We start from the raw sequence: 25560 nt of genomic DNA, 5'->3' as shown, positions 1-25560 counted from the left end.
ATTAAAATTGAAAATTAAGTCCTAGAGAATAAATTCTTGGTCTTTGGTATAAATTATTATCAATACCATTAAAAACTTCCGGATCTAAACCACTGTATTTAGTGATAACAAATGCATTTTGAACAGATCCAAAAACTCTTATTTTAGAACTATTACTAATAAAACTAGGGAAATTATACCCTAAATTGATATTATCCATTCTGATAAATGATGCGTTTTCCACATAGTAATCTGACTGATATTCAGCTCTGTTAAAACCTGTATCAAAGTAGCTGGTATGAATATTTTGAAGGTATCCGTTATTCTTTATTCCCTGTAAATTTCCATATTGGGAAGCCACATTGTTGTATACATAATTTCCAATACTAGCTCTCATGGTAAATCCTACATCCAAGTTCTTATAGGTAAACTTTGTAGAAAAACCTATTAAAACATCCGGTGCTGGAGATTTGTATTTATATAAATCAGAATTATTGATCACTCCGTCTCCATTCCTGTCTACATAGGCACCTTCAATAGGTTTTCCGGCAGTATCATAGATTTGCTGATAAACATAAAAAGCATTGGGTTGATATCCTTGAGAATGCACCTGAATCATGGTACCTGTACCACCACTTATTCCACCTGTAAGAACCTCTGTTGAAGCAAGATTCGTAATTTCAGATTTGTAGTGTGTAGCATTTACATTAAATTCCCAACTAAAATTATCTTTTTCAATAGCTCTTACATTAACATTTGCCTCAATCCCCCTGTTTCTCATATCACCAATATTAGTAAGAAGTAAGTTGGTAAGATTGGCTCCAGCAGGAACAGGTACAATACTTAACAGGTCTTTAGATTCTTTTTCATAAACCTCGATAGAACCATTAATTCTGTCTTTTAAGAATCCAAAATCTAATCCTATATTTTTAGTCGTTGTTGTTTCCCACTTAATATTTTTATCATAACCCTGTGCTCTTAAGGTATTATAAAAATCATCACCAATTTGATAAGCTGCTCCTGCATCTGAAATAATATATCTGGCTAGGTATGGATAATCATTATTTTGAATATCTTGCTGCCCTGTTTGTCCCCAACCCAATCTCAGTTTTAAACTGGAGAGAACTTTAGAATCTTTAAGAAAATTTTCCTGATCTATTTTCCATGCCAAAGCTACCGATGGGAAATATCCCACTCTGTTATCCTCACTAAATCTGGAAGAAGCATCTCTTCTCAAAGTTGCAGTTAAAAGATATTTATTATTGAAAGTATAATTAAAACGTCCAAAGTAAGAAAGAAGTGTATTTTGAGTAAAAAGATCCCTTCCGCTTTTTGGATTACTTAATCCCGTTCCGTAGATGGTTGGTGCAAAAGGTTCTGATCTCTGCCAATCCTGATAAGAATACCCCAATGTTAAATCAAAAGTAGACTTAATAGATTCCACTGTTTTAAGATAATTCAAATAAAAATCCAGAAGTTTATTTTTCTTCTCCTGCGTATATCTTCTATAAGTGCCTTTCTCATAATAATTCATGGCAGCAGATGGAAGAACCCTCTGACTTCCATTAGAATCACTATAATCATACCCTAAATTCAAGTTAGCTCTTAGTTCAGGCAAAAAATGAAACTTATAATCAAACTGAACATTTCCTAATACTCTCCTTACATAAGAAAGATCCCATCTTTGCTCCAACATTGAAACTGGATTTTTTGTAGCATTTGTATTAGGATCACCGTTCGCCTGAAGCCACTCCCAATATCCGCCATACTTTGTAAAACTAGGATCATAAACTGGTTTTGTAGGGTCAAACACTACAGCAGCACCTATTGAGCCATCATCTTTAAATCTATTTTCAGCATAAGTTCCCTTTACATTAAAATTAATTTCAAGATGTTTATCAAAAAACTTAGGATTTAGATTTAATGAAACTGTAGTTCTTTCAATATTATTTGTCTTGATAATACCATCTTGGTTTAAATATCCTAATGACAAACGATAAGGAAGGTTTTTGATTCCTCCTGCAAGAGATACTGAATTATCAAATCCTAATGCAGTCTGATAAATTTCATTTTGCCAATTGGTACTGGAATTTCCTAATAATTGTTGAAATGCAGGTTCTGCATTGTTCATTACTACATCTCTGAATTGATTAGTAGATAACATTTTAATGTTTCCCATTTTCTCATAAACAGAAGTAGTTGTGGTATAATTCAACTTTAATTTACCCGAAGTTCCTTTTTTTGTTGTAATAATAATAACCCCATTAGACGCTCTACTACCATAAATAGCTGTTGCAGATGCATCTTTCAGAATATTAAAACTTTCAATATCATTAGGATTGATTAATGCAAGAGGGTTTGCAGCACCATTAATACCCACAGCGTCTACAGGAACCCCATCGATAACAATCAAAGGATCATTGCTGGCATTCAGAGAAGCACCTCCCCGAATTCTTATTGTAGATCCCGCACCCGGAGCACCACCATTATTGGTAATCTGGATTCCCGAAGCTTTACCTTGAATTAATTGTTCGGGTGAATTGATACTCCCTTCATTGAAATCTTTTGCAGAAATAGCAGTCACAGATCCCGTAAGATCCGACTTTTTCTTCGCTCCATACCCAATCAATACCACCTCCTCGATTTTTTTCTCCTTGGTGATGGAGTCTTTGGTTTGCGCATGCATCATTGAACTTGCCAATAGAAATGCGGGCGCTATTTTTAATACCGTTGTAAAATTTCTCACAATATTATTTTTATATAGTTTCGTTTTTTTTTAAGAATAAAGACTGAATCTCAGTCTCGCAATTTAAAAAAAAAATATAATTATGTTAATTTTATTAAAATTTTGGTTAAAATCATGTAGATTATAGCATGTTTTTAAGCTAAAAATCTGTTTTTCATTCATTTACATTGAAATATGCAAAACATAATATTAATTTAATTTTAACAAAAAGTTAAACATTTGTTTAACTAAATGTAACATTTCACCCTGCCATATCCTGATAAAAGCTTTTAAAAAGGGTAATTCCTACAATTTTCACAGAGAATGCGTATCTTTGCAATCAAAATTTAACTATAAATGTCAAACAGAAAGATGATTACGGCAGCTTTGCCTTATGCAAACGGACCGGTTCATATAGGACATTTGGCAGGTGTGTATATTCCTGCGGATGTTTACGCAAGATTTCAGCGAAGATTAGGAAAAGATGTAGCGTTTATCTGTGGTTCAGATGAGCATGGGATTCCTATCACCATCAGAGCTAAAAAAGAAGGAGTAACCCCTCAGGATATCGTCGACAAATACCATGAGATCATTAAAAAATCTTTTTCAGATTTAGGGATTTCATTTGATGAATATTCGAGAACAACTTCTAAAAACCATTACGAAACCAGTCAGGATTTCTTTAAGGTTTTGTATGAAAAAGGGAAATTCACGGAAGAAATGTCTGAGCAGTACTTCGACGAACAAGCCGGAGAATTTTTAGCTGATAGATACATCGTTGGAACTTGTCCGAATTGTGGAAACGAAAATGCTTACGGAGATCAGTGTGAAAAATGTGGTTCTACCCTTTCACCATCTGAGTTGATTAACCCAAAATCAATGTTAAGCGGAAATGTTCCTATTTTAAAAGAAACAAAAAACTGGTATTTACCATTAAATGAATACGAAGATTTCCTTAACGAATGGATTATTGAAGGTCATAAAGACGACTGGAAACCTAACGTTTACGGACAGGTTAAATCTTGGTTAAATGACGGGTTGAAACCTCGTGCGATGACCAGAGATTTGAACTGGGGTGTTCCTGTTCCACTTCCGGGTGCAGAAGGAAAAGTATTGTATGTATGGTTTGATGCGCCGATCGGATATATTTCTTTCACCAAAGAATGGGCAGAGAAAAACGGAAAAGACTGGAAAGATTATTGGCAAAGCGAAGATTCTGATTTAGTTCACTTTATCGGAAAAGATAATATTGTATTCCACTGTATTATCTTCCCTTCGATGATGAAGGCTCATGGCGATTATATTATGCCGACCAATGTTCCTGCTTTTGAATTCCTGAATCTTGAAAACGATAAAATTTCAACCTCAAGAAACTGGGCAGTTTGGGCACATGAATATGTTGAAGATTTCCCTGGACAGGAAGATGTATTGAGATACGCTCTTCTGTCATCAGCTCCGGAAACAAAAGATAATAATTTTACCTGGAAGGATTTTCAGACGAAAAATAATTCTGAATTAGTTGGAATTTTCGGAAACTTTATCAATAGAGTTGCTGTTTTAATTAATAAGAACTTTGACGGAATTATTCCTGAAGGTAATATTGATGCTCCAGAACTTGCTGAAATTGGAGAAAAAGCAAAAGAAATTAGAAACTATCTTGAAAAATATGAGTTCAGAAATGCATTAACAGCTTTCATGAATTTAGCAAGATTTGGAAATAAATATTTAGCTGATGAAGAACCTTGGAAAACAGTTAAAACAGATTTAGAAAAGACAAAAGAAATTTTGTTTATTGGATCTCAAATTGCTGTTGCATTAGGGAATTTAGCAGAGCCATTCTTACCTTTTACAGCACAGAAGATTTACGATATTTTCAATGTTGAACAGATGAATTGGGAAGATGTTGAAACTTCAAAAGTTTTAATTAAAGGTGGGCATAAAATAAATGTTGCTCCTTTATTATTCTCTCAAATCGCGGACGACGTCATCGAAGCTCAAATCCAAAAGCTGGAAGACACGAAACAAAACAATAAAAAAACAAACCCTAACGCAAACCCTATGAAAGACGAAATCACTTTTGATGATTTTACGAAAATTGACTTAAGAACAGCGACTATTACAGAAGCTGAAAAAGTTGAAAAAGCAGATAAATTACTAAAACTGACTGTCGATACAGGAGTTGATGTGAGAACTGTAGTTTCAGGGATCGCTGAAAGCTTCACTCCTGAAGAAGTTATTGGAAAACAAGTAATGATTTTATTAAATCTTGCACCAAGAAAAATCAGAGGAATTGAATCTCAGGGAATGTTATTATTAACAACAAAACCAGACGGAAAATTATCTTTCGTAACACCAGACGACAGTAATGTTGAGAATGGTATTGAGATTGGGTAATTTTTGAAATCAATAACAATACGAAAAGAGCATTTTTCAATGCTCTTTTTTTCTGAATTATGGTTAAGAAAAGTGTTTTAGATAAACTTTCCGACAGGGAATTACAAAAATATATACAAAAAGACAGTCAATTTACTCCGGAAGCCATTCAAATAGCCTTCGAAATTCTTCAGGAGAGAGGAAATATTTTTTCCCAACAGGAAAAGAAAGATATTGCGGAAATTATTCAAAACAGAAAGAACGTTGAACAAACAAAATTACAAGAAGAACAGGAACTTTGGCAGGAACACTTGACAGATGATCCGGCTGCTGTTGCTCTTTATTCGAGAAGTACAATTTTAGTGATTAGTTTTTTATTTGGAACAATTCCCGGAAGTATATTGCTTTTTTTAAATTTCATCAAAATAAAAAAATATATTCCGGCTATTCTTACTTTAGCCTTTGGAATTTTATATTTTTTCATTCAAAATTATGTAATATCCGCTCTTGACCTTCCTCAAGACCGTTCAAGATATGATCCAAGAATTTTGATAATTGGTTTGGGAAGCATTAGTCTGATGATTATTTCTGTAGCCGTTTTACCAAAAAAACTCATTTATAAATCAGCCTCATTTATCTTTCCTATCATTTTAGCCATGGTTATGCTTGCTTTAATGTATTTTGATGAACAAGGGCTTTTTTCAAATTATCTGATTCCAAGGACTTTTAGTATAATAAAGATAATTTTAGTTAATTAGTCATTCCTTAAAAACCAAGTAATATTTTGATTATCAGTTTTATGTACTTATATTTCGTAAAAAATCGTTGTGAAAAATTGCAATAAATTGTATTTTTAGGATATAAAAAGTGGCAAAATGTTAGGCAAAATAAGAGAGGATTTACAGCAGAATTTATTCAAGACCAGGCTTACGGAGCTTATTAATATGGAGCATCCGGTGGTAAAATTAGCTGGGGAGATTTCCTGGGATAAAATGGAGTCAGAGTTTGAGAAATTATTTTCAGAAAACGGAAGACCTTCTATTGCTATCCGTAAAATAGCAGGAATGCTTTTGCTCAAGGAAATGTTTAAAGAAAGTGATGAAAGTGTAATAGAGAGATGGATTGAGAATGCGTATTGGCAATATTTTACCGGAGAAACCTTTTTCCAGACAGAGCAGCCTTTCGATCCGAGCAATTTTGTACACTTCAGAAAAAGAATTGGAGATAAGGGTTTGGAATTTTCTTTTGGGACAAAGCGTTTCTCTCCATCCCAAAGCCAAAACAGAAGATGAAGTTCAGGTAGATACGACGGTTCAGGAGAAGAACATTACCTTTCCTACCGATGCCAAATAGCAAAAAAAGTAATCGACAATTGTAGAAAAATAGCAGAAAAAGAGAGCGTTGTACAAAGACAAAGCTACAGAAGAGTGAGCAAACAATTATTGCGGGACGCTTTTTTTGGACATCATCCCAGAAGACAGAAGAAGGCAAAAATGGCGAGGAAAAAGCTCAGGACGATTGGTAAAAGAGTTCTTCGGGAATTGGAAAGAAAACTTCCTAAAGATGTTTTGAAAGGCTACGAAGACGTTTTTAAAATTTACCTTAAAGCACTCACCCAAGAACGTACCACGAAAGATAAAATTTACAGTCTTCACGAGCCACAAGTTGCGTGTATTGCGAAAGGAAAATCGGGAAAAGCATACGAGTTTGGGACAAAAGTAGCAGTAGTAGTAAAGGTCGGAAAACAGGGATCATCAGCTCGGTAAAGAGATTTTCTGGCAATCCTCACGATAGTAAAACTCTTGAAGAATCATTGGCACAGAGTGAGAGGGTAAGAAAATCCGTTGGCGGAACAAGACCTACGAAAGCCACTACAGACAGAGGATTTAAAGGAATCAAAGAAGTGGAAGGAACAGCAATTTTGCTTCCCGCAAAAAAAGAAAAAACAAAATATGGGCAACAAGTAGCCAGATTAAGATTCCGGGCAAGAGCAGCCATAGAACCTTGTATCTCTCATTTAAAAAGAAACCACTCCTTAGGATTAAACTTCCTGAAAGGAGTGGCTGGAGATATTAATAATGCATTATTAGCAGGGATTGGATACAATTTGAAGATGAGATTGAATCAAATCAAACAACAAATTCTTCTTTGGCTCGAACTTGTTCTCCGAATCTTTTTAGGCAAATATAATTTTCAAAGTCAAAAAACAGCTTTTTAAGGAGCGACTAATTAAGAAATTCCTTACACTATAAAACAAAAAATCCACATGAGCTTCATGTGGATTTTTTTATACTTTAACAAATGCTTCGACTCCGCTCAGCATGACAACGCTAAAAATGAATCGCTAATAAAAACAGTTAGTATTAGAAATGTCATGCTGAACCTGTCGAAGCATTTCTAAACCAATTATTTCTTAGTCAATCTTGCCAAATAAGAATCCTCATCCTGCAAAACTTTTTCAATATTGAAACCATTATTTTCCGCAGCATTTTTCAATGTATAAAAGTCAAGATATAGCCATTTGATCGGCTCTTCCGATTCACCTTTGTAATGCACAATATAATCTAATTCACCATAATATCCGCCAGCGGGAATATACACTCCACCATCGTAATCTTTATCAAACATATACAGAATATCTGTGCTGTCAATAAGGATTTGTCCGTTTTTATTTAATAAAGAATGAAGCTTTTCAAGATAGATATCAATACTTCCAAGACTTTCGAAAATTCCGGTTCCGTTCATTAATAATAAAATGGTGTCGAAAGTTTCTCCTGAAAATTCAAGCATATTTTGAGAAACAGCTTGTTTGATTCCGCGCAGTTGACAAACTTCAATTGATTTTGGTGAAATATCCAATGCAGTAACATCCAAATTCCTTTCATTTTGGAGATACAAAGAATGTGAACCCGCTCCCGCTCCGATATCCAGTGTTTTTCCTTGAGATAGTTCCAAAGCTTTTTGTTCAATATCATTCATATCTTCAAAATCGCGGAAAAGATAATCCACCGGAAGCTCATCCAGCTCAGAAATTGAAGTTTCAGTCTGCAGATCTTCAGGATTTTCATCATGATAGAAATCCCAAATCGCTTTGCCCATTAAATCTTTCATATCTTATTTTAAAGCCGCAAAGATAAGGTTTTGGATATTGAAAATAAACGAGCTTTTTTATTTTTTGACTTCCTGTAATTATTTTTTCTAGGAGCTATTTCCCGCTTTCGCTACTCGCTTTTTCTAGACTTGGCTCGGCGGCTTCGCCGCCGAGCCAAGTCTAGAAAAGAGCTCAAACATACCGCTCAATCGCGGCTAGGAATTCAGTCTTTAATTCAAAGACTAAAATATATACTTAGTTTGTCATCCCTTAAAACTATAATCAACACTCAATATAAAAGATTTCTGATCCTAAATCTCCACAAGAGAACAAACTTCAAAAAATTTAGAATACACTTAAATCATATTGTTTTACCAAGTCTAAAATCATGTGATAACCCGCTAAAGAATTTCCATGCCCGTCCAATGCCGGACTGAAAACCCCAATTCCTATTTTCCCCGGAACACTTACCGTAATTCCGCCTCCAACTCCCGATTTACTCGGTAAACCAACCGTTCTGGAATATTCACCGCTGAATTCATACATTCCCGCCGTCAGCATCTGAGATTCTACCAATCTGGCGATGTCTTTATTTTTGTATTTAGAATCTCCATCAAAACGAACACATTCATTGGCGAAGAAATAACCTATTTTGGCAAGATCTTCTGTCGTTAATTCAATAGAACATTGCTTAAAATAATTATCCAGCTGATCTTCATTTCCGGAAATCAATCCGTTATTTTTCATCAGATAAAACATTCCGCGGTTACGGTGTCCGGTTGATTTTTCAGATTCATATACCGATTTGCTGTACTCAATCGAAGGATTTTTGGTAATATATCTTACCATATCCAAAATTTTCAGGAACGGCTTTTCACCATCACCCGAAATCAGAGAAGTGGTTAAAATCGCCCCTGCATTCATCATCGGATTAAGAGGTTTTCCTGTAGTTTCAAGATTCGAAAAATGATTAAACGGTTTATCAGATCCAAAATAGCCCATCTTATCAAAAACATTGGCTTCTCCCCTTTCAGTCACCGCTACCATCAACGAAATAATTTTCGAAATGCTCTGCATCGTAAATTTCTGCTTCACATCTCCGGTATTCAACACTTTGCCATCTTTTCCTACCACCGAAAAGGCAATCGATTTCGCGTCCATTTTCCCTAATTCAGGAATATAATCGGCCACTTTACCTTGTGAATAATACGCTCTGTTTTTTTCGAGAATAGTACTTAATGTTTTCTCAGAAATCGTGGAAATATCGGCTGTTTTTTGAGCATAAACTACCGTATTAAAAGACAGAACCGCTGCAAATAAAACTCCCTTTGCAGATAAAAAGCTATTTTTTTTCATATTGAATACGCACTATTTTACTTTTTCTAAAAGATAAAGTTTTGCCCCTGAAAAAGCTAATTTGGGCATCACATTTCCTTCCAGAACCATTGTTTTATTATTGACATCAATCACCGAAATATAATTATTGGAATTGTATTCAATATAATTTTCCTTTTCTTTCGTTACAGGATTTTTACCGAATTCCAGAGAATATTTCACCCAGTCTTCTTTTTCCGAACTGCAGTGTACCGGCTGAAATTTTGATCTTTTAGCCTTAAAAATAATCTGCTCAAAGCTATCTCCACATTCCGAAGTAAAAGAACTTTCAGGATTTTGATCTTTCGTAAAATCTTCAAAAGAACCGCGATACACGCCAACGATTTTCCAGGTTCCGTCTAAACGGTCTTCATCTATTTTTCCATTAGCCTTCCGAACTGCCCAGCTGATGCCGTTTACCGTTCCTTTCACCGCCTTATAGCTTACGTTCACTGCACCTTTTACCACTTTTGCAGCTGTAGAAACTACACAGGAATTTAATACCAAAACAGTCGAAGCCAACAAGATTACTTTTTTCATCATCTAATTTTTTATTGTTCACAAAGATAATATTCCGAGGGTACCTGATGAAGAAATTAAGCATTAAATTTTTCATCCAAATAATATTACCATCATCACGATTAACATTTTCTATTTTTTAATCGGCTTTATTCTTGCAATTATTTCCTAACTTGTCTAATTTAAAAATCGAAGAAAAGAAAATATAGCATCATTATTTTATGACAAATAAAGAATTTAATTTTCATAAAGGCTTCACTTTCAGCAAACATATTCCGGAGGAAATTTCGCATTTTGACAGGGTTTTTGATGTTTTCAAAGACCTTTTGACGCACACTTCCGGGGATATTGAAGAAGCCTTCGAGTGGCTGGATATGCTGGACAAGGAATATGATATTTTTAATGATGAATATTCTTTGGAAGACTTTGAAGAAGACCTTAAAAAGAGAGGTTATATAAAAGAAGAAGATCCTGAAGACGGAAATTCGGGAACAGGAAAAGGTAAAAATATCCTGACTCCAAAACTGGAAGCTGCCTTGCGCGAATTTGCTTTGGACCAGATTTTTGGTAAGCTTAAAAAAACAGGAATCGGTAATCACAGAACGACTAAAACAGGCGTTGGCGATGAAAAAGATGGTGAGAACCGTTCGTTTCAATATGGTGATGATCTTTCATTAGTTAATATGACTGAAAGTCTGAAAAATGCCCAGATCAATAATGGAATTTCAGACCTTCGCATGACGGAAGACGACCTGATTGTGGAGGAAACGAAACATAAAGCGCAGATGAGCACGGTTTTAATGATCGACATCAGCCATTCCATGATTTTATATGGAGAAGACCGAATCACTCCGGCCAAAAAAGTGGCGATGGCTTTGGTTGAATTAATCAAGAGAAAATATCCGAAAGACTCGATCGATATTATCGTTTTTGGAAATGAAGCCTGGCCGATTAAAGTGAAAGATCTCCCTTATTTACAGGTCGGACCTTTCCACACGAATACGGTTGCCGGACTGGAACTGGCGATGGATATTCTCCGCCGAAAAAGAAATACCAATAAACAGATCTTTATGATTACCGATGGAAAACCAAGCTGTCTTCGACTTCCCAACGGTGAATTTTACAAAAACAGCGTCGGTCTGGATGAAATGATTGTTTCACAATGTCTCAACAAAGCAGCACAAGCCAGAAAACTGAAAATCCCAATCACGACTTTTATGATCGCACAAGATCCTTATTTGCGACAGTTTGTGAAGGAATTTACAGCTCAGAATAAAGGAAAAGCTTTCTTAACAGGTCTTTCCGGATTAGGACAGATGATTTTTGAAGATTACGAGAAAAATAGGATTAAAAGGATTTAAAAGGGGCAAGGAAAAAGTTAAAAGTAAAAGGGCAAAAGTAATTTTACGTTAAAAATATTTCAAATCGAATTCAATAAAAAAATAATCAGATTATTACAACAAATGAAAAACGATATTACATTTAAGGAATTAAAAAATTCAGGATATACAGATAAAACCATCAATCAGGAAATTCAGGCTAATTTAATTGCAAAAATTAAAGCAAAAGAGCCGGTTTTTGAAGGACTTTGGGGATATGAAGACACGGTAGTTCCTCAATTAAAAAAGGCAATTCTGGCAGGACATCACATCAACCTTTTGGGATTGCGCGGACAGGCAAAAACGAGAATTGCCCGAAGCATGGTCAATCTTTTGGATGAATATATGCCGATTGTAAAAGGTTCTGAGATTAATGACAGTCCGTTTCAGCCGATTTCAAAATTTGCGAAAGACCTTCTTGAAGAGCTAGGTGATGAAACTCCGATCTCGTGGGTTCACCGGTCCGATCGTTTCTTTGAAAAACTGGCAACACCGGATGTGAATGTTGCCGATTTAATTGGTGACATTGATCCCATTAAAGCAGCTACTTTGAAACTTCCGTATTCCGACGAGCGTGTTCTACATTACGGAATGATTCCGCGTGCTAACCGTTCGATATTTGTATTGAATGAATTGCCCGATTTACAGGCGAGAATTCAGGTTTCATTGTTTAATATTTTACAGGAAGGTGATATTCAGATCCGTGGATTTCAATTGAGAATGCCTTTGGATATTCAGTTTGTGTTTACGGCCAATCCGGAAGATTACACCAACAGAGGAAGTATTGTAACCCCGTTGAAAGACAGAATCGGTTCGCAGATCTTTACGCATTATCCTACAACCATTGCGTTGGCAAGACAAATTACCGAACAGGAAGCAGCGATCTCAAGCGAAGACAGATCTCAGATACAAATTCCGGGACTTGCGAAAGATTTGTTGGAAGAAGTGGCTTTCGAAGCGCGGGACAGTGAATATGTAGATGCGAAAAGCGGGGTAAGTGCAAGATTAACGATCAGCGCTATGGAAAATCTTTTTGCAGCCGCAAAGTTGCGTTTAATAGAAACTGGTGCTGAAAAAACAACGGTTCGTTTGCTTGATTTTATGTCGATTATTCCTTCCATTACCGGAAAAATTGAATTGGTGTATGAAGGCGAACAGGAAGGTGCAGATTATGTGGCTAAAATATTGATCGATAAGGCCGTGATGTTACAGTTCGAAAGTATTTTCCCAAGAGTTTCAAAACTGGAAAAAGAAGGCATCAAAACGCCATACACTGATTTAATTCAATGGTTCAATAAAAATCAGCTGGAATTAAATTATGCTGATACAGACGAAGAGTTTTACAAAAAACTAAGTGCGGTAGAACCTCTTAATACCTTAGTAGAAGAAAATGCAGCTGAATTTAGCCCAGAAGACAAAAACTTCTGCAAAGAATTGGTTTTATGGGCATTAACGATTAGCAAAAAGTTAGACAAGTCTGAAAATCAGGCTACTTTTACTTTTGATTCTGCAGATGTGAGACAGCTTTTTAGGAATTAAAAAATAAATATACCATAAAATGATAACGCGGATTTTAGATCCGCGTTTTTTTTGCTTTAAACTTTAAAACATTTCCAAATTGCGCGATTATTCTAAACCTCACAGGTTTTCGAAACCTGTGAGGTTTGCCCATTTTTAAACTTAACCTTATTGGCTCAGAAAGCTTTTTCTGAGCCTACAAACTTTTTTAGCCCCGATTGAAACGGCATCCTTTTTTGTTGCGGGCGCAGCGAAGCGGAGCCCGTAACAAAAAAGATACAGTGGAAAGCGGGAAACAGCTCCTAAAAAAAGCAAAACCCCACTTGACAATGAAAATGGAGTTTTGCAAATGAAAAACAAGGTATCTTTATATAGCAGGACCTGCTGCGTCTTTTATTTCGTTCACTAATCTTTTTCTTTCGCGAAGTCTTTTTCTCGCCAATGCAGATTTTCCGTTTAATATTTTAACAAATCTAGCGTATTCGAAACGTTCTTTTCCGAAGTGATGCGTGAAAACATAAACCAACACTCCCAAGCCCATCAAAATAATATATCCGAATATTTTTTTATTAGCTATAATAATGGCATTCAACTGAATAGTCTTCATATTGGCAGATACACTTTGTGGAGTTATCGTCATTCCATCCATATAAACAGCGAGATCTCCAATCGCAACAACCTGAAAATGATATTGAAACCAAGCGTAAATTGCAGAGAAAACTCCAACCGATAAAAACGTTCTCCAAACTAATACCAATCCGATAGCTGCGAGCATTTCATCCAATTCCAGCTTATCAAGCGTATAAAACCAAACCGAAATGAATAAGGCGCCCATTCCGTAACCTTTTAAGAACATCGGTAAATACCAATTGTCATAACTGAATTCGAGCACCATAGAAAAGTACATCACCATAGCATAGCCCACCATTGCTGAAAATCCTGAAAAAATAAACATCTTCAATGGAATTTCTTTTTTAAACCAAATAATAGCAACAACTCCGGCTAAAACCAGTCCGGGAATCATTAATAAATTCAATCTTGCATTGGTTAATTGGTCATATCCCAAAACGCCGACTGCAAAAGTGTTCTGAATAGAGGTTGTTCCTAAAAACATTCCGAGCATGAAAAGCATAAATAACCCGTGCTGAACATTGTTTTTAGTGAAGATTTTAAATGATATATAAGGTCTTTTCAACGTAAACTGACGAATCGCCAACAAAGCAAAACTCACAAAAGCTGCGATACTCGCATTGATAATATTTCTTGAATTGAGCCAATCCTGCTGTTTTCCAAACGAAAAAACATACGCCGAAAACATAAACGTGGAAACGAAAAGTAGAATACTCAACCAATCGATATAATGCAACGGAACTTTTAATGCAAAATATTTATCGTGCATAAAAACCCAATGCAGCAAAGCCAAAATGAAGCATCCTACTGCCATAATCACATAAAAATGCTGCCAGTTGTATTGAATAGAAACTTCCACCGCATAATAAGCAGAAACCTGATTCATGGCTAAAACGAAGGTATAAAATCCGCCGTAGAACATTCCTCTGTTCCCGATCATGGCCATTAACGGTAAGAATAATTCAATTGTTACCATCATTTTTAAAAACCCGATCAGTAAAGCGGAAAATACAAAGATCATCGGCTCAAAAGTCGTTGAATTCAAATAACTCAGCAAACCTAAAAGTACCAATAAAAGTGTCATTTTATCACGAACTTTGTATCTCATTTTCATTCTCATCACAATCGGCATACATGCGCCCATCCCAATGGTAGTCGCATAATTCGCCCACATGAAATATTCTGTCATCGCCCCGGTTCCGCTCACCACATAGCTGATGTTTCCCGTATACACGCCTCCCAATGGCATCACCACCGCAAGAAGCAATACGATCAGCAAAAGCTGCACGGGTTTCGGAACCCAGTCGTTGTATAATCCTTTATTGTACATGATTTTTTGTTAGATAATAAGATTTCAGATAATAGACATCTGACTTACAGCTTTCTGCATTAATTCCTCTTCAAGGTCTGTAATCTGACATCTTATATGTATTAATCTTTTGAATTAATGTTCACATTCACGTTCATTCCCGCACTCAGTTTAGCCAGATCTTCTTTTTTATTAGAAGCTGTAAACTCTATTCTCACAGGAATTCTCTGCTGAACTTTGATGAAGTTTCCGGTAGAGTTATCCGTCGGAACACTTGAATATCTTGAACCCGTTGCCGCTGAAATGGCCGTTACAATTCCTTCAAATTTTTGTCCGCCTAACGCATCGGCTGTCATCATCATTTTTTCACCAATTTTGATATTTGGCATCTGACTTTCCAGGAAATTGGCGGTTACCCATTTTTGTCCATTTAGAACGATTGTTGCCACTTGTTGTCCGGGTTGAATCAATTGTCCTTCAGAAATCGTTCTTCTTCCCATTACTCCGTCATAAGGCGCGGTGATCACGGTGTAAGACAGATTAATTTTTGCCATATCCAATGCTGACTTTGTTCTTTTAATTTCGGCATCTTTAATCCCTAATTTGCTTCTTACCTCCGTTGTCGATAGATTCGCAGATTGCTTTTGATTTACCAATGTTTCATACGCCGCTTTCTGTGCATCATATTCGGTTTTTACCTGATCGTACTGCTGTCTTGTTACTGCTTCTGAAGCCAACAGATTTTTATATCTGGTTAAATTTTGTTCCGCGTTCCAAAGTCTGGCTTTTGCTCCCGCAATATTGGATTCCATTACGCTAACGTTGTTGGAAACGGTATTTACCGATGAACTTGTTGCTGTTTTCTGAGCTAAAGCATTCTGATAAGCCGCTTCTGCCTGACCTAATTGTGTTAAAATCTCGCGGTCGTCAAGGATCACTAATGTATCTCCTTTTTTAACCTGCTGATGTTCAATGAACTTAATTTCTTTGATATATGCTGAAACTCTCGTATTGATCGGATTAATAAACTCCTCAACCTGAGCCGCTTCCGTATATGTTTTGTCGCCCACGTGAAAATATTCACGTACCAGCCAGAATAACCCGAAGCCAATCACCAAAAACACGATAATGTTAGAGATAATGGCTCTGATTTTATTCTTTTTATTTTCTTTCTTTTTCGCCACAGCACTAGATTGTACGGGTGCCGGCGCGGTATTTTGAGTATTTTGTTCCTTGTTTTCCATTGTTTTGATTTTCAGTTTTAAATTTTTTTCCTTGTGTTATTTATTTTAAACGCAAAGGGCGCTAAGATTTTTTGACTACTAAATGTTTTTAAGCTCTCAAAGGCGTTTCACTTAAAAAAGACCTCAGAGAATTTATTTACAGCGTTCCCGTAGATTTCAAAAGATTGTAATATTGATACAACACATTGATTTCTGCATTGGCATAATCTAATTCTGATTGCAGTTTTTGATTTTGTGCATCAATCATTTCTGCCTGTACCGCCAACTGATTCAGATACTTAGCTTCTGTAATCTTATAATTTTCTTCCGCTAAACTTTTAGCATCATTCAGAATATCAGCCTGTTGAATCGACTCCTGATATTTAACATAAGCCGCATTCACCGCCATATCAATATTTTGCTGAGTCAACGTCATCGCATCATTCGCCTGATTTTTCTGAATCTCACCCAACTTCACTCTTTCCTTCGTTTTATACAGATTATCAATATTATAGCTTAATGAAACACCTGTTTGCCAACCTCCCGAATACATATCCAACACAGGATTTCTCGTCGTGATCGGTCTTTGTAAGGTATATCCACCGAAACCTGCAATGGTAGGCATTTTATCAGTTTTTATAATCTCAATATTTTTATCTGCAACATCAATATTTGTTTTAGCAGATTTCATTAAAGGATTGCTGTCGTGGGCAAGATTTACGTAATAATCCATACCAATTCCGGCATCTTTGCTCTCAACATTTTCAACAGGAACAATCTCAGTATCAGAAGGCAAACCCAAAGCGATGCTTAAATTATAATTAAGAATCTTTTTATTATTCACTAATGTTAAAATTCCCTGATCTAAGTTTTTGATGGCCAGCTCACCACGAATCACCTCATTTCTCGTCACCATTCCCTGCTGATAAAACTTCTGAATATTTTTCAGCCTCTCCTGAGCCAGTTTTTTGTTATTTTGAAAAACTTCCTGTTGATTAATGATTTTATAAATATCCAAATAATTGGAAATAACCAAAAATTTCACATCCTGCTTATTCTTTTCTAAATCTAATTCTGAAAGTTGCTCACGAAGCCCTGCCAATTCAATCGACTTATTGACCAATCCTCCTTTGAAGATGAGTTGAGTCGCCTGAACCGCGTAAGAACTTCCGTAATGAGGCATCGGGATAGCCGTAGAATTTGAAAAATCCTTATCAATTGCTAATACGTTTCCTAAATAGAATTGACTGGTAGAAGCCGTAATTGTCGGCAATTTTTGAAGTTTAGTAACGCTCGTATTTTGTTTTGCGATGTCGATATTCTGCGCCGAAACCTTCAACTGCTGATGATTTTGTACGGCGAGTTCGGCCACCTCATTCGCTGTCATCTGTTTTATTTCCTGTGAAAAAAACAGCGCAGGAAAGACCGCTATCATTAATGATAGTGCTGTTTTTATATTCTTTACCATTTTACCTTGTTTTACGAGTACAAAGTTAGGGTGAATACAAACTCAAACAAATGTTTGAGAATTGGAAAAAGATGTTCAAACGTAGGATTTTAATTTTCGAACTGATTTCTGTATTGTGATGGACTTTCGCCTAAATGTTTCTTAAAAAAATGTGAAAATGAGTATTGATCGCTAAATCCAAGAATTGATGAAATCTCTGATATAGGTTTACTGGAAGCATTTAATAGCACTTTAGCCTCATTGATTACTATTAAAGCAATGATTTGACTTGCCGACTTGCCGGTAATCTCTTTAATAACAGAAGAAAGATGTCTGGTTGTAATTGACTGCCGCTCGGCATAGAACTCTACTCCACGCTCGGTAAGATGATGTTCGGCAAGGTCGTTCAGAAAAACAAAAACAATTTCCTCCTGTCTCGACATCTGGCTCATAGAATTGCTGTCTTCCTGAGCAATAATCCCTGCCATCTGATAACAAAAAACAGAAAAAAGATGCTCAACGATCTCTTTTTTATAGGTCATTTCCGTTTCTGAATCTAAAATATATTTAAGAAAATTCACACTTTTCCAAACCACATCCATTTCATCCTGATGAAAAGGAACGCCGATATTCATCTGTTGCCTAAAGTAACGATACGTAATTAACCTATTGAATTTCAGTGACAACGTTGAAATAAATTCACGTTTATAAGAAACCATTCTCGACTGAAAATCGTCACTTACGGACACCATTTCATAGATCGTCTGCGGATCGGTTACCATAAACATATTGGCAGAAAGTTCGAGATCGCGGAAGTGTTGTTTAAGCTTTATGGTCCCGCTTTTAATGAATATAAATGCAGGATTATCCGGTCGAAAAGGCTTATCGACAGCGATTCTCTGGAAAATATTATGTTGAGTAAAGATCTCAACCCCAAATTTTTCTAAGGCAGACATAACACAAATGTAAGCAATCTCTTGAGCGATTACAAAAATTTATTATTTTAGTATTTTCCAAATTCCTATTATGAGAAAGATTGATTTACTATTTGCTGAATACGGTGAAAGTCACAGAAATTCGACCAACAAACTGATTCACTGGCTCTGTGTTCCCTTGATTTTCTGGACGATTTTAGGATTTATTTCACTCATTCCGTCCAAATCAATTGGTTTTATTTATATTGGTGAAATTAGTTATATAAGCCTCGTCGCAATGGCTTTGGTCACTATTTTTTATATGCGGCTTTCCTTTTTGGTAGGTTTACTCATGATTATTGTGATGACTTTAATGGAAAGTTTCGCTTACGGAATCAATATTCGATTCAAAGAAAATTCCTGGATTGTTTACCTCGCTGTTTTCATCATCACATGGATTTTACAATTCGTAGGACATAAAATTGAAGGCAAAAAACCATCTTTCCTAAAAGATGTACAGTTTCTTTTAGTAGGACCGATCTGGCTATTAAGTTTTATTCTTAAAAAATTGGGAATTAAATATTAGGTTAGGAAGTTGGAAGATGGAGGCTGGAAGTTGCTCTATACAACTCATCAACTTCCCTCTTCCAGCTTCAAGTTTCCAGCCCAATTAATCTTCTAAAGCGTACACTGCAAAACTCGCCAACCAGTGATCACCACCGTAATTCCCTTGGAATAATAAGGGAAGTCCGTTGTTTAAAAATACAGTTGCCGTTTTCTGGAATTCTTTTTTTAATGGATGATCATTGGGAAGAGATTTTGCAATTCCTTTCATACACCAAGCTTTTGTGAAGGATAAACCAACCAAATGAACAGTTTGATAATCAGACAAATCACTCACAACAGGAATTTTCTCGATATTCTCCAGACTTCGTTTTTCGTAGAAATTATTTAACCAGGAAACAAATTCTTTTTGAGGTAAAACTCTTCTCATTAAATCTGCAATTTCTAAACTCGGCGAAAAGAAATCTGAACCGTCCGGCTCAAGATAAGCAGGCGTTTTTGTATTATTTAAATAAAAATATTTAGCCTTTTCAATCAATTGATTCTCAAACGCTTTATCACCTGTCGCTCTTGCCCAATCTAATGCAAAAACCATTGCGAAGGCTGTATTAGGATGCACTCCCGTTCTGTTTGGATACGTTTGTTTTGGTAAAAAACTCTTCCAGGAAGCTAAAATTTTATCCGTCAAAGGTTTCAGATTCTGATGCCAAACTTTCGCTTTTGGATGGTCCCAAGTTGCTAATTCTTCATCCAGTTTCAATAGCCAAGCCCAGCCGTAGGTTCTTTCAAAAGTTCCTGTCAGTTGATATTTGGTAAAATAATCTGCTTCTGTCTGAAGATTTTCTTTTTTAAATGAATTATCCAGAATATTTTCTATGTCTCTTGCAATCGACAAGTTCGGCTTTGTTTTTAGTAAACGAACCAACATCCAATGTCCATGAACAGAGCTATGCCAATCGAAACAGCCATAAAAACTGGGATGTAGATCTTTCGGTGTTAACGGAACTTCATCCGCATTATTAATAATATGCGCCGTTTTGTTCGGATATTCCTGATTGATGCAGTGAAGTGGTTTTTCGGATAATTTGATTGCCATTTCATCCGTCAGTTTCGGAACTTCCTGAGCAAACATCGAAAACGGTAAAAATAGGATGGCTAAAAGACTCTTTTTCATTCAATAAAAATATAAAATAAATTCAAGTATCCCATGGTTAGATCAATTTAAAGAATAGATTTATAAATTCATTCCCCTAAAATTCAAATGTTCTTTAAAAATTTAATCTTTTTCAGTTTTTACCCCTACTTTTGAAAGTACCCAAAAGAAATAAATTATGAAAAAATCATTAGTATCACTTTCATTTTGTATTCTACTTATCCATTGCAAAAAGAATGAAACACAGGCTTTACATGCCAGTTTAGTGGATGTTGTTCAGGAAGATAAAGTAGCAAATTATTCACCTGCTGCCATTTCAGAAAAATCAGCCAGTGTAAATAGTCGCTCCTTAAAAAGCTGTTTTTTGACTTTGAAAATTATATTTGCCTAAAAAGATTCGGAGAACAAGTTCGAGCCAAAGAAGAATTTGTTGTTTGATTTGATTCAATCTCATCTTCAAATTGTATCCAATCCCTGCTAATAATGCATTATTAATATCTCCAGCCACTCCTTTCAGGAAGTTTAATCCTAAGGAGTGGTTTCTTTTTAAATGAGAGATACAAGGTTCTATGGCTGCTCTTGCCCGGAATCTTAATCTGGCTACTTGTTGCCCATATTTTGTTTTTTCTTTTTTTGCGGGAAGCAAAATTGCTGTTCCTTCCACTTCTTTGATTCCTTTAAATCCTCTGTCTGTAGTGGCTTTCGTAGGTCTTGTTCCGCCAACGGATTTTCTTACCCTCTCACTCTGTGCCAATGATTCTTCAAGAGTTTTACTATCGTGAGGATTGCCAGAAAATCTCTTTACCGAGCTGATGATCCCTGTTTTCCGACCTCTTACTACTGCTACTTTTGTCCCAAACTCGTATGCTTTTCCCGATTTTCCTTTCGCAATACACGCAACTTGTGGCTCGTGAAGACTGTAAATTTTATCTTTCGTGGTACGTTCTTGGGTGAGTGCTTTAAGGTAAATTTTAAAAACGTCTTCGTAGCCTTTCAAAACATCTTTAGGAAGTTTTCTTTCCAATTCCCGAAGAACTCTTTTACCAATCGTCCTGAGCTTTTTCCTCGCCATTTTTGCCTTCTTCTGTCTTCTGGGATGATGTCCAAAAAAAGCGTCCCGCAATAATTGTTTGCTCACTCTTCTGTAGCTTTGTCTTTGTACAACGCTCTCTTTTTCTGCTATTTTTCTACAATTGTCGATTACTTTTTTTGCTAATTTGGCATCGGTAGGAAAGGTAATGTTCTTCTCCTGAACCGTCGTATCTACCTGAACTTCATCTTCTGTTTTGGCTTTGGGATGGAGAGAAACGCTTTGTCCCAAAAGAAATTCCAAACCCTTATCTCCAATTCTTTTTCTGAAGTGTACAAAATTGCTCGGATCGAAAGGCTGCTCTGTCTGGAAAAAGGTTTCTCCGGTAAAATATTGCCAATACGCATTCTCAATCCATCTCTCTATTACACTTTCATCACTTTCTTTAAACATTTCCTTGAGCAAAAGCATTCCTGCTATTTTACGGATAGCAATAGAAGGTCTTCCGTTTTCTGAAAATAATTTCTCAAACTCTGACTCCATTTTATCCCAGGAAATCTCCCCAGCTAATTTTACCACCGGATGCTCCATATTAATAAGCTCCGTAAGCCTGGTCTTGAATAAATTCTGCTGTAAATCCTCTCTTATTTTGCCTAACATTTTGCCACTTTTTATATCCTAAAAATACAATTTATTGCAATTTTTTACAACGATTTTTTACGAAATATAAGTGCATAAAACTGATAATCAAAATATTACTTGGTTTTTAAGGAATGACTAAATAAAAATCAGTATTTGAATACAAATGATACAATTTCTAAAAAAATCATTAAAAATGGTGAAATGACGATTCAGGTTGGCGACACTAAAAAAGCTCAGAATCAAGTGAATGAAATCGTAAAAAAGAGTAATGGCTACATTCAGAAAGAAGAGTTTCGAAATACAGATACCGATGAAAATCTTAACTTAATAATAAGAGTTCCGCACAAGAATTTTGACTCGTTAATCAATTCGTTTTCAGACGGAATGGGTTCTGTTTTATCTAAAAACATTTCATCAAACGACGTTACGGAAGAATACACTGATGTTACCATCAAACTCGCGAACAAGAAAATCTATCTTGAAAAATATCGCGATATGCTGAAAAGTGCGGCTACTACGAAAGATATGCTGGAAATTCAGGAAAATATCCGAGAATTAGAAGATGAAATTGATGTCTCGGAAGGCAGGCTTCGGTTTATCGATGACCGCGTGAATTACAGTACATTAAATCTAACTCTACACAAAGAAAAAGTAAGAAGTTCAACGACTTCAAAAATCGGTTTTGGAAGCCGCTTTGGAGATTCTTTCACAGAGGGCTGGAATAGTTTTATTGCTTTCTTTCTCGGATTAACTTCGCTATGGCCTTTCTTTCTGCTGATTCCTGCTATTGTTTATCTTTGGAAAAAGTGGAGAAACAGGAAGAGAAAGTAATGTTAATTATTTCCCTCGCAGATATAGCAGATTACACAAATCTTTTTTATAAACTGTATAAATTATAATCTGCGTATTCTGCTATATCTGCGAGAAATTATAAAAATATTATCTCATTCCTCACAATGGCTATTTTCCCAACACAAAAACAGCTGGAATTTTATGCAATTCCGGTTTTTGTTTCTGCCATTCTTTTATCGTTTTTGTTTTAATGAATTCCAGTTCAGGATCGTTGATATTGGCAGCGATACAGAGCTTGGTATTGGGTGATAAAAATTTAGTAAGATCTTCAAAAAGCGCATTATTTCTATACGGTGTTTCCATGAAAATCTGAGAATAGCCCGTTTTCTGAACCAGACTTTCTAACTGCAAAATCTGTTTTTTCTTCTCACTTTTATCAATCGGAAGATAGCCGTTAAAAGTAAATTCCTGACCGTTAAAACCGCTTGAGATCAAGGCTAAAATAATGGATGAAGGCCCTGAGATAGGCACTACTTGAATATTTTTTTCGTGGCACCATTTTACCATTAAATTTCCGGGATCAGCGATACACGGAAGTCCGGCTTCGGAAAGCAGTCCGAAATCCTGACCATTCAGCATTCTGTCCTGGGCTTCTTTAATGTCAGCATTTTCGGTATATTTATCCAGCAAGAAAAGCTTTAAATCTGCCTGTTTTTTCTCAGGAGCGAAGAATTTCACCACCTTTCTGGCCGTTTTTTCATTTTCAACAAAGAAGTAATCCGTTTGCATAATATACTCTTTAATCACAGGTGAAAAATGAGTGATAGAAGTATTTTCGGAAAGGTAAGCAGGTAATAAAAAAAGCATAATTTCGTTTTAGTTGTTACTGTTAAGTTGTTGTACAATGGCATCACATCCTCGATTAATAAGCTGAAATACCTCTTCAAATTCCTTCATATCTCCCCAGTAAGGATCGGGAACTTCTGCATTTTCATGATCTCCTAAAGACTCCAAAAATAAAGAAACTTTTTGTCTTTGCTCTTCATTTTTAGCCTTTGAGATCACATCTGCCATCACATCAATATCCATGCAGTAAATTTTATCAAATATATCAAAATCTGCATTGTTAATGGGTCTTGATCTTTGTTTTGAAATATCAATCTGATGATTTGCCGCTGTTTTTATCGATCTTTTATCAGGATGTTTACCTTCATGCATGGAAATCGTTCCCGCAGAATCAATCATAAAATGAGAAGGAACTTTTGCTTTCATAATCCCTTCCGCTAAAGGACTTCTGTAAATATTTCCCAGACAAACCATTACTATTTTCATACTACTTTATTTAAAAATTAAAAGATTTAATGATTAAAAAATTATTGTATTAAACAAAAAATGAAGAATAAATTCTATTCTCCATTTTATATATTTTTAATTAAATTATTTCTATTGTTTGATCTTCTCAGTTAAGTCTTTCACGTACTTCTTGATCTCTTTATCAATTTTAGAAACATCTTTGATCGTATCGCAGGCATACATTACTGTAGAGTGATCTTTTCCTCCCATTTCTTCACCAATTTTGCTGAATGTGGAGTTGGTATATTCTTTTGAAAAATACATCGCCAATTGTCTTGGAAGTGCAATTTCTCTTTTTCTTGTTTTAGATAAAAGCTGCTCTTTTTTGATTCCGAAATAATCGCAAACAACCTCCTGAATATAAGGAATATTAACAATCTTCTTCTGATTCGCAGCAATTTTATTGATCGTATCTTTCAATAATTCAAGGCTCAGATCTTTCTTATATATGGTAGAATAAGCAATTACTGAGTTAATTACCCCAATAAGTTCTCTTACATTTGTCTTTGTTTCGGTAGCCAAGAAATCAAGCACGTCATCCGGAAGAACGATTCCGTCACGGCTTAATCTGTCAACGATAATTTGCCTACGTGTCGGCAAATCCGGTGATTTAATTTCCGCAGAAAGTCCCCACTTGAAACGGGAAACAATCCTGTCCTGAATATCCATAATATCCGCCGGAGCTTTATCCGATGTCAAGATGATCTGTTTTCCATTCTGATGTAAATAATCAAAAATGTGGAAGAAGCTATCCTGAGTTGCCGATTTCCCTGAAAGGAACTGAATATCATCGATAATCAAAACATCAACCATCTGATAGAAATTCGCAAATTCTGTCTGCTTATGAGCTTTTGCAGCTGAAATAAACTGCTGGATGAATTTCTCAGAAGACAAATACAAAACTACTTTATCCGGAAACTGACTTTTCACTTCTAAACCTACAGCCTGTCCTAAGTGCGTTTTACCAACTCCATAACCTCCATATAAAAATAATGGGTTAAAAGCGGTTGCCCCCGGTCTTTTAGCGATAGATCTTGCTACCGTAGCAGCAAATTTGTTGCTTTCTCCTTCTATATAATTATCAAAAGAGAAATCTGGCTTTAAGTTGGAATCAATATTTACTTTTCTGATTCCCGGAACCACAAACGGATTAACGATGTTCGACGAAAACCCTTGAGGCATCGTTTCCTGCATTTTTGGAGGAGGAACTGTTTTCCCCTTCATATTCATTGTAACTGGTTTTTCCAAACCGCTAGGCTTGTTTTCCATTACAGAATACCATAATTTTACTCCTTTTCCAATATTTTTCTTCAGGGCAGCTGAAAGTAAGGATAGATAATTATCCTCAATATATTCCTTGTAAAAATCGCTCGGAACCATCAAGGTAAGATTGTTCTGAACCAAAGAAATTGGCTGAACTTTATCAAACAGAAGGTCGAAAGATTTTTCAAGCTTTTTTAAATCAGAATTATCCTCAGCCGCGTTTAAATTATCACGCATAAACTGCAGACACTTCTGCCATATCAACATTAAATTTTCATCCAT

Annotated in this window: 23 protein-coding genes; 10 read left to right on the top strand and 13 right to left on the bottom strand. The window is 35.7% G+C overall.

The genetic code is table 11. From position 1 onward, the window contains the following. Window position 1: 1 nt before the first annotated feature. Window positions 2-2725, bottom strand: a complete 2724-nt coding sequence (locus tag VUJ46_RS00115; protein WP_326982988.1) for a SusC/RagA family TonB-linked outer membrane protein — start codon at window positions 2723-2725, stop codon at window positions 2-4. Between the two features lie 336 nt (window positions 2726-3061). Here VUJ46_RS00115 and metG point away from each other — a divergent pair, with 336 nt between their 5' ends. The 5 genes from metG (at window position 3062) to VUJ46_RS00090 (ending at window position 7295) form a co-directional block, all read left to right on the top strand. Beyond that, window positions 3062-5098 carry a methionine--tRNA ligase gene (metG, locus tag VUJ46_RS00110; RefSeq protein WP_326982987.1) on the top strand — a complete coding sequence of 679 codons (2037 nt, stop codon included), beginning with the start codon at window positions 3062-3064 and terminating at the stop codon, window positions 5096-5098. A gap of 59 nt (window positions 5099-5157) precedes the next feature. Beyond that, window positions 5158-5835, top strand: a complete 678-nt coding sequence (locus VUJ46_RS00105; RefSeq protein ID WP_326982986.1) for a hypothetical protein — start codon at window positions 5158-5160, stop codon at window positions 5833-5835. Window positions 5836-5952: 117 nt separating this feature from the next. Next, window positions 5953-6369: a transposase gene (locus VUJ46_RS00100; RefSeq protein WP_326982985.1), complete on the top strand. Its 417-nt coding sequence runs from the start codon at window positions 5953-5955 to the stop codon at window positions 6367-6369. 135 nt (window positions 6370-6504) lie between these two features. Beyond that, window positions 6505-6843: a hypothetical protein gene (locus VUJ46_RS00095; RefSeq protein WP_326982984.1), complete on the top strand. Its 339-nt coding sequence runs from the start codon at window positions 6505-6507 to the stop codon at window positions 6841-6843. Next, window positions 6747-7295 (top strand): hypothetical protein, encoded by a 549-nt coding sequence (locus tag VUJ46_RS00090; protein ID WP_326982983.1) that lies wholly within the window; start codon window positions 6747-6749, stop codon window positions 7293-7295. The genes VUJ46_RS00095 and VUJ46_RS00090 overlap by 97 nt, the downstream gene beginning before the upstream one ends. Before the next feature lie 188 nt (window positions 7296-7483). Here the strand turns inward: VUJ46_RS00090 and VUJ46_RS00085 are convergent, their stop codons facing one another. From VUJ46_RS00085 to VUJ46_RS00075, 3 genes are all read right to left on the bottom strand, one after another. After that, the gene (locus VUJ46_RS00085) at window positions 7484-8188 is read right to left on the bottom strand and encodes a class I SAM-dependent methyltransferase (protein ID WP_326982982.1); all 705 of its coding nucleotides are present in this window, start codon (window positions 8186-8188) and stop codon (window positions 7484-7486) included. A gap of 325 nt (window positions 8189-8513) precedes the next feature. Continuing rightward, window positions 8514-9524: a glutaminase A gene (gene glsA / locus VUJ46_RS00080; RefSeq protein ID WP_326982981.1), complete on the bottom strand. Its 1011-nt coding sequence runs from the start codon at window positions 9522-9524 to the stop codon at window positions 8514-8516. Window positions 9525-9536: 12 nt separating this feature from the next. Next, window positions 9537-10082, bottom strand: coding sequence for a hypothetical protein (locus tag VUJ46_RS00075; RefSeq protein WP_326982980.1), 546 nt, complete (start codon window positions 10080-10082; stop codon window positions 9537-9539). A gap of 200 nt (window positions 10083-10282) precedes the next feature. Here VUJ46_RS00075 and VUJ46_RS00070 point away from each other — a divergent pair, with 200 nt between their 5' ends. Together VUJ46_RS00070 and VUJ46_RS00065 are read left to right on the top strand one after the other, a co-directional pair. After that, complete coding sequence (locus VUJ46_RS00070) at window positions 10283-11422, top strand: vWA domain-containing protein (RefSeq protein WP_267405428.1); 1140 nt, start codon at window positions 10283-10285, stop codon at window positions 11420-11422. Between the two features lie 102 nt (window positions 11423-11524). Next, on the top strand, window positions 11525-12979 hold the full coding sequence (locus tag VUJ46_RS00065; RefSeq protein ID WP_326982979.1) for a sigma 54-interacting transcriptional regulator: 1455 nt from the start codon (window positions 11525-11527) through the stop codon (window positions 12977-12979). Window positions 12980-13325: 346 nt separating this feature from the next. Here VUJ46_RS00065 and VUJ46_RS00060 read toward each other — a convergent pair whose 3' ends face one another. The 4 genes from VUJ46_RS00060 to VUJ46_RS00045 form a co-directional block, all read right to left on the bottom strand. Continuing rightward, the gene (locus tag VUJ46_RS00060) at window positions 13326-14918 is read right to left on the bottom strand and encodes an MFS transporter (protein ID WP_326982978.1); all 1593 of its coding nucleotides are present in this window, start codon (window positions 14916-14918) and stop codon (window positions 13326-13328) included. Between the two features lie 101 nt (window positions 14919-15019). Beyond that, the gene (locus VUJ46_RS00055) at window positions 15020-16141 is read right to left on the bottom strand and encodes an HlyD family secretion protein (RefSeq protein WP_326982977.1); all 1122 of its coding nucleotides are present in this window, start codon (window positions 16139-16141) and stop codon (window positions 15020-15022) included. Between the two features lie 136 nt (window positions 16142-16277). Continuing rightward, a complete protein-coding gene (locus VUJ46_RS00050; RefSeq protein ID WP_326982976.1) occupies window positions 16278-17588 on the bottom strand; it encodes a TolC family protein in 1311 nt (436 codons plus the stop codon). Between the two features lie 89 nt (window positions 17589-17677). Further along, on the bottom strand, window positions 17678-18523 hold the full coding sequence (locus VUJ46_RS00045; protein WP_326982975.1) for a helix-turn-helix domain-containing protein: 846 nt from the start codon (window positions 18521-18523) through the stop codon (window positions 17678-17680). Between the two features lie 70 nt (window positions 18524-18593). Here VUJ46_RS00045 and VUJ46_RS00040 point away from each other — a divergent pair, with 70 nt between their 5' ends. After that, window positions 18594-19067, top strand: coding sequence for an Mpo1 family 2-hydroxy fatty acid dioxygenase (locus VUJ46_RS00040; RefSeq protein WP_326982974.1), 474 nt, complete (start codon window positions 18594-18596; stop codon window positions 19065-19067). Between the two features lie 84 nt (window positions 19068-19151). Here the strand turns inward: VUJ46_RS00040 and VUJ46_RS00035 are convergent, their stop codons facing one another. Continuing rightward, window positions 19152-20219, bottom strand: coding sequence for a DUF2891 domain-containing protein (locus VUJ46_RS00035; RefSeq protein ID WP_326982973.1), 1068 nt, complete (start codon window positions 20217-20219; stop codon window positions 19152-19154). A 157-nt stretch (window positions 20220-20376) separates the two neighbouring features. Between VUJ46_RS00035 and VUJ46_RS00030 the strand changes: the two genes are divergently transcribed. Beyond that, window positions 20377-20589: a hypothetical protein gene (locus tag VUJ46_RS00030; protein ID WP_326982972.1), complete on the top strand. Its 213-nt coding sequence runs from the start codon at window positions 20377-20379 to the stop codon at window positions 20587-20589. Here the strand turns inward: VUJ46_RS00030 and VUJ46_RS00025 are convergent. Beyond that, a complete protein-coding gene (locus VUJ46_RS00025; protein ID WP_326981209.1) occupies window positions 20548-21888 on the bottom strand; it encodes an IS5 family transposase in 1341 nt (446 codons plus the stop codon). The genes VUJ46_RS00030 and VUJ46_RS00025 overlap by 42 nt on opposite strands. 135 nt (window positions 21889-22023) lie before the next feature. On the opposite strand from VUJ46_RS00025, the gene VUJ46_RS00020 reads away from it, so the two are divergent. Next, on the top strand, window positions 22024-22701 hold the full coding sequence (locus tag VUJ46_RS00020; RefSeq protein ID WP_326982971.1) for a DUF4349 domain-containing protein: 678 nt from the start codon (window positions 22024-22026) through the stop codon (window positions 22699-22701). Between the two features lie 129 nt (window positions 22702-22830). On the opposite strand, the gene VUJ46_RS00015 is transcribed toward VUJ46_RS00020, so the two are convergent. From VUJ46_RS00015 to dnaA, 3 genes are all read right to left on the bottom strand, one after another. Beyond that, the gene (locus VUJ46_RS00015) at window positions 22831-23529 is read right to left on the bottom strand and encodes an SAM-dependent methyltransferase (RefSeq protein ID WP_326982970.1); all 699 of its coding nucleotides are present in this window, start codon (window positions 23527-23529) and stop codon (window positions 22831-22833) included. A gap of 9 nt (window positions 23530-23538) precedes the next feature. Then, on the bottom strand, window positions 23539-23994 hold the full coding sequence (locus tag VUJ46_RS00010) for a low molecular weight protein-tyrosine-phosphatase (protein WP_326982969.1): 456 nt from the start codon (window positions 23992-23994) through the stop codon (window positions 23539-23541). A 111-nt stretch (window positions 23995-24105) separates the two neighbouring features. Then, the gene (gene dnaA / locus VUJ46_RS00005) at window positions 24106-25560 is read right to left on the bottom strand and encodes a chromosomal replication initiator protein DnaA (RefSeq protein WP_326982968.1); all 1455 of its coding nucleotides are present in this window, start codon (window positions 25558-25560) and stop codon (window positions 24106-24108) included.

The sequence above is a fragment of the Chryseobacterium sp. MYb264 genome (genome assembly GCF_035974275.1).
Classification (GTDB): domain Bacteria; phylum Bacteroidota; class Bacteroidia; order Flavobacteriales; family Weeksellaceae; genus Chryseobacterium.
Note: the sequence above shows the minus strand (reverse complement) of the source record. Positions and strands in the feature narration are given on the sequence as shown.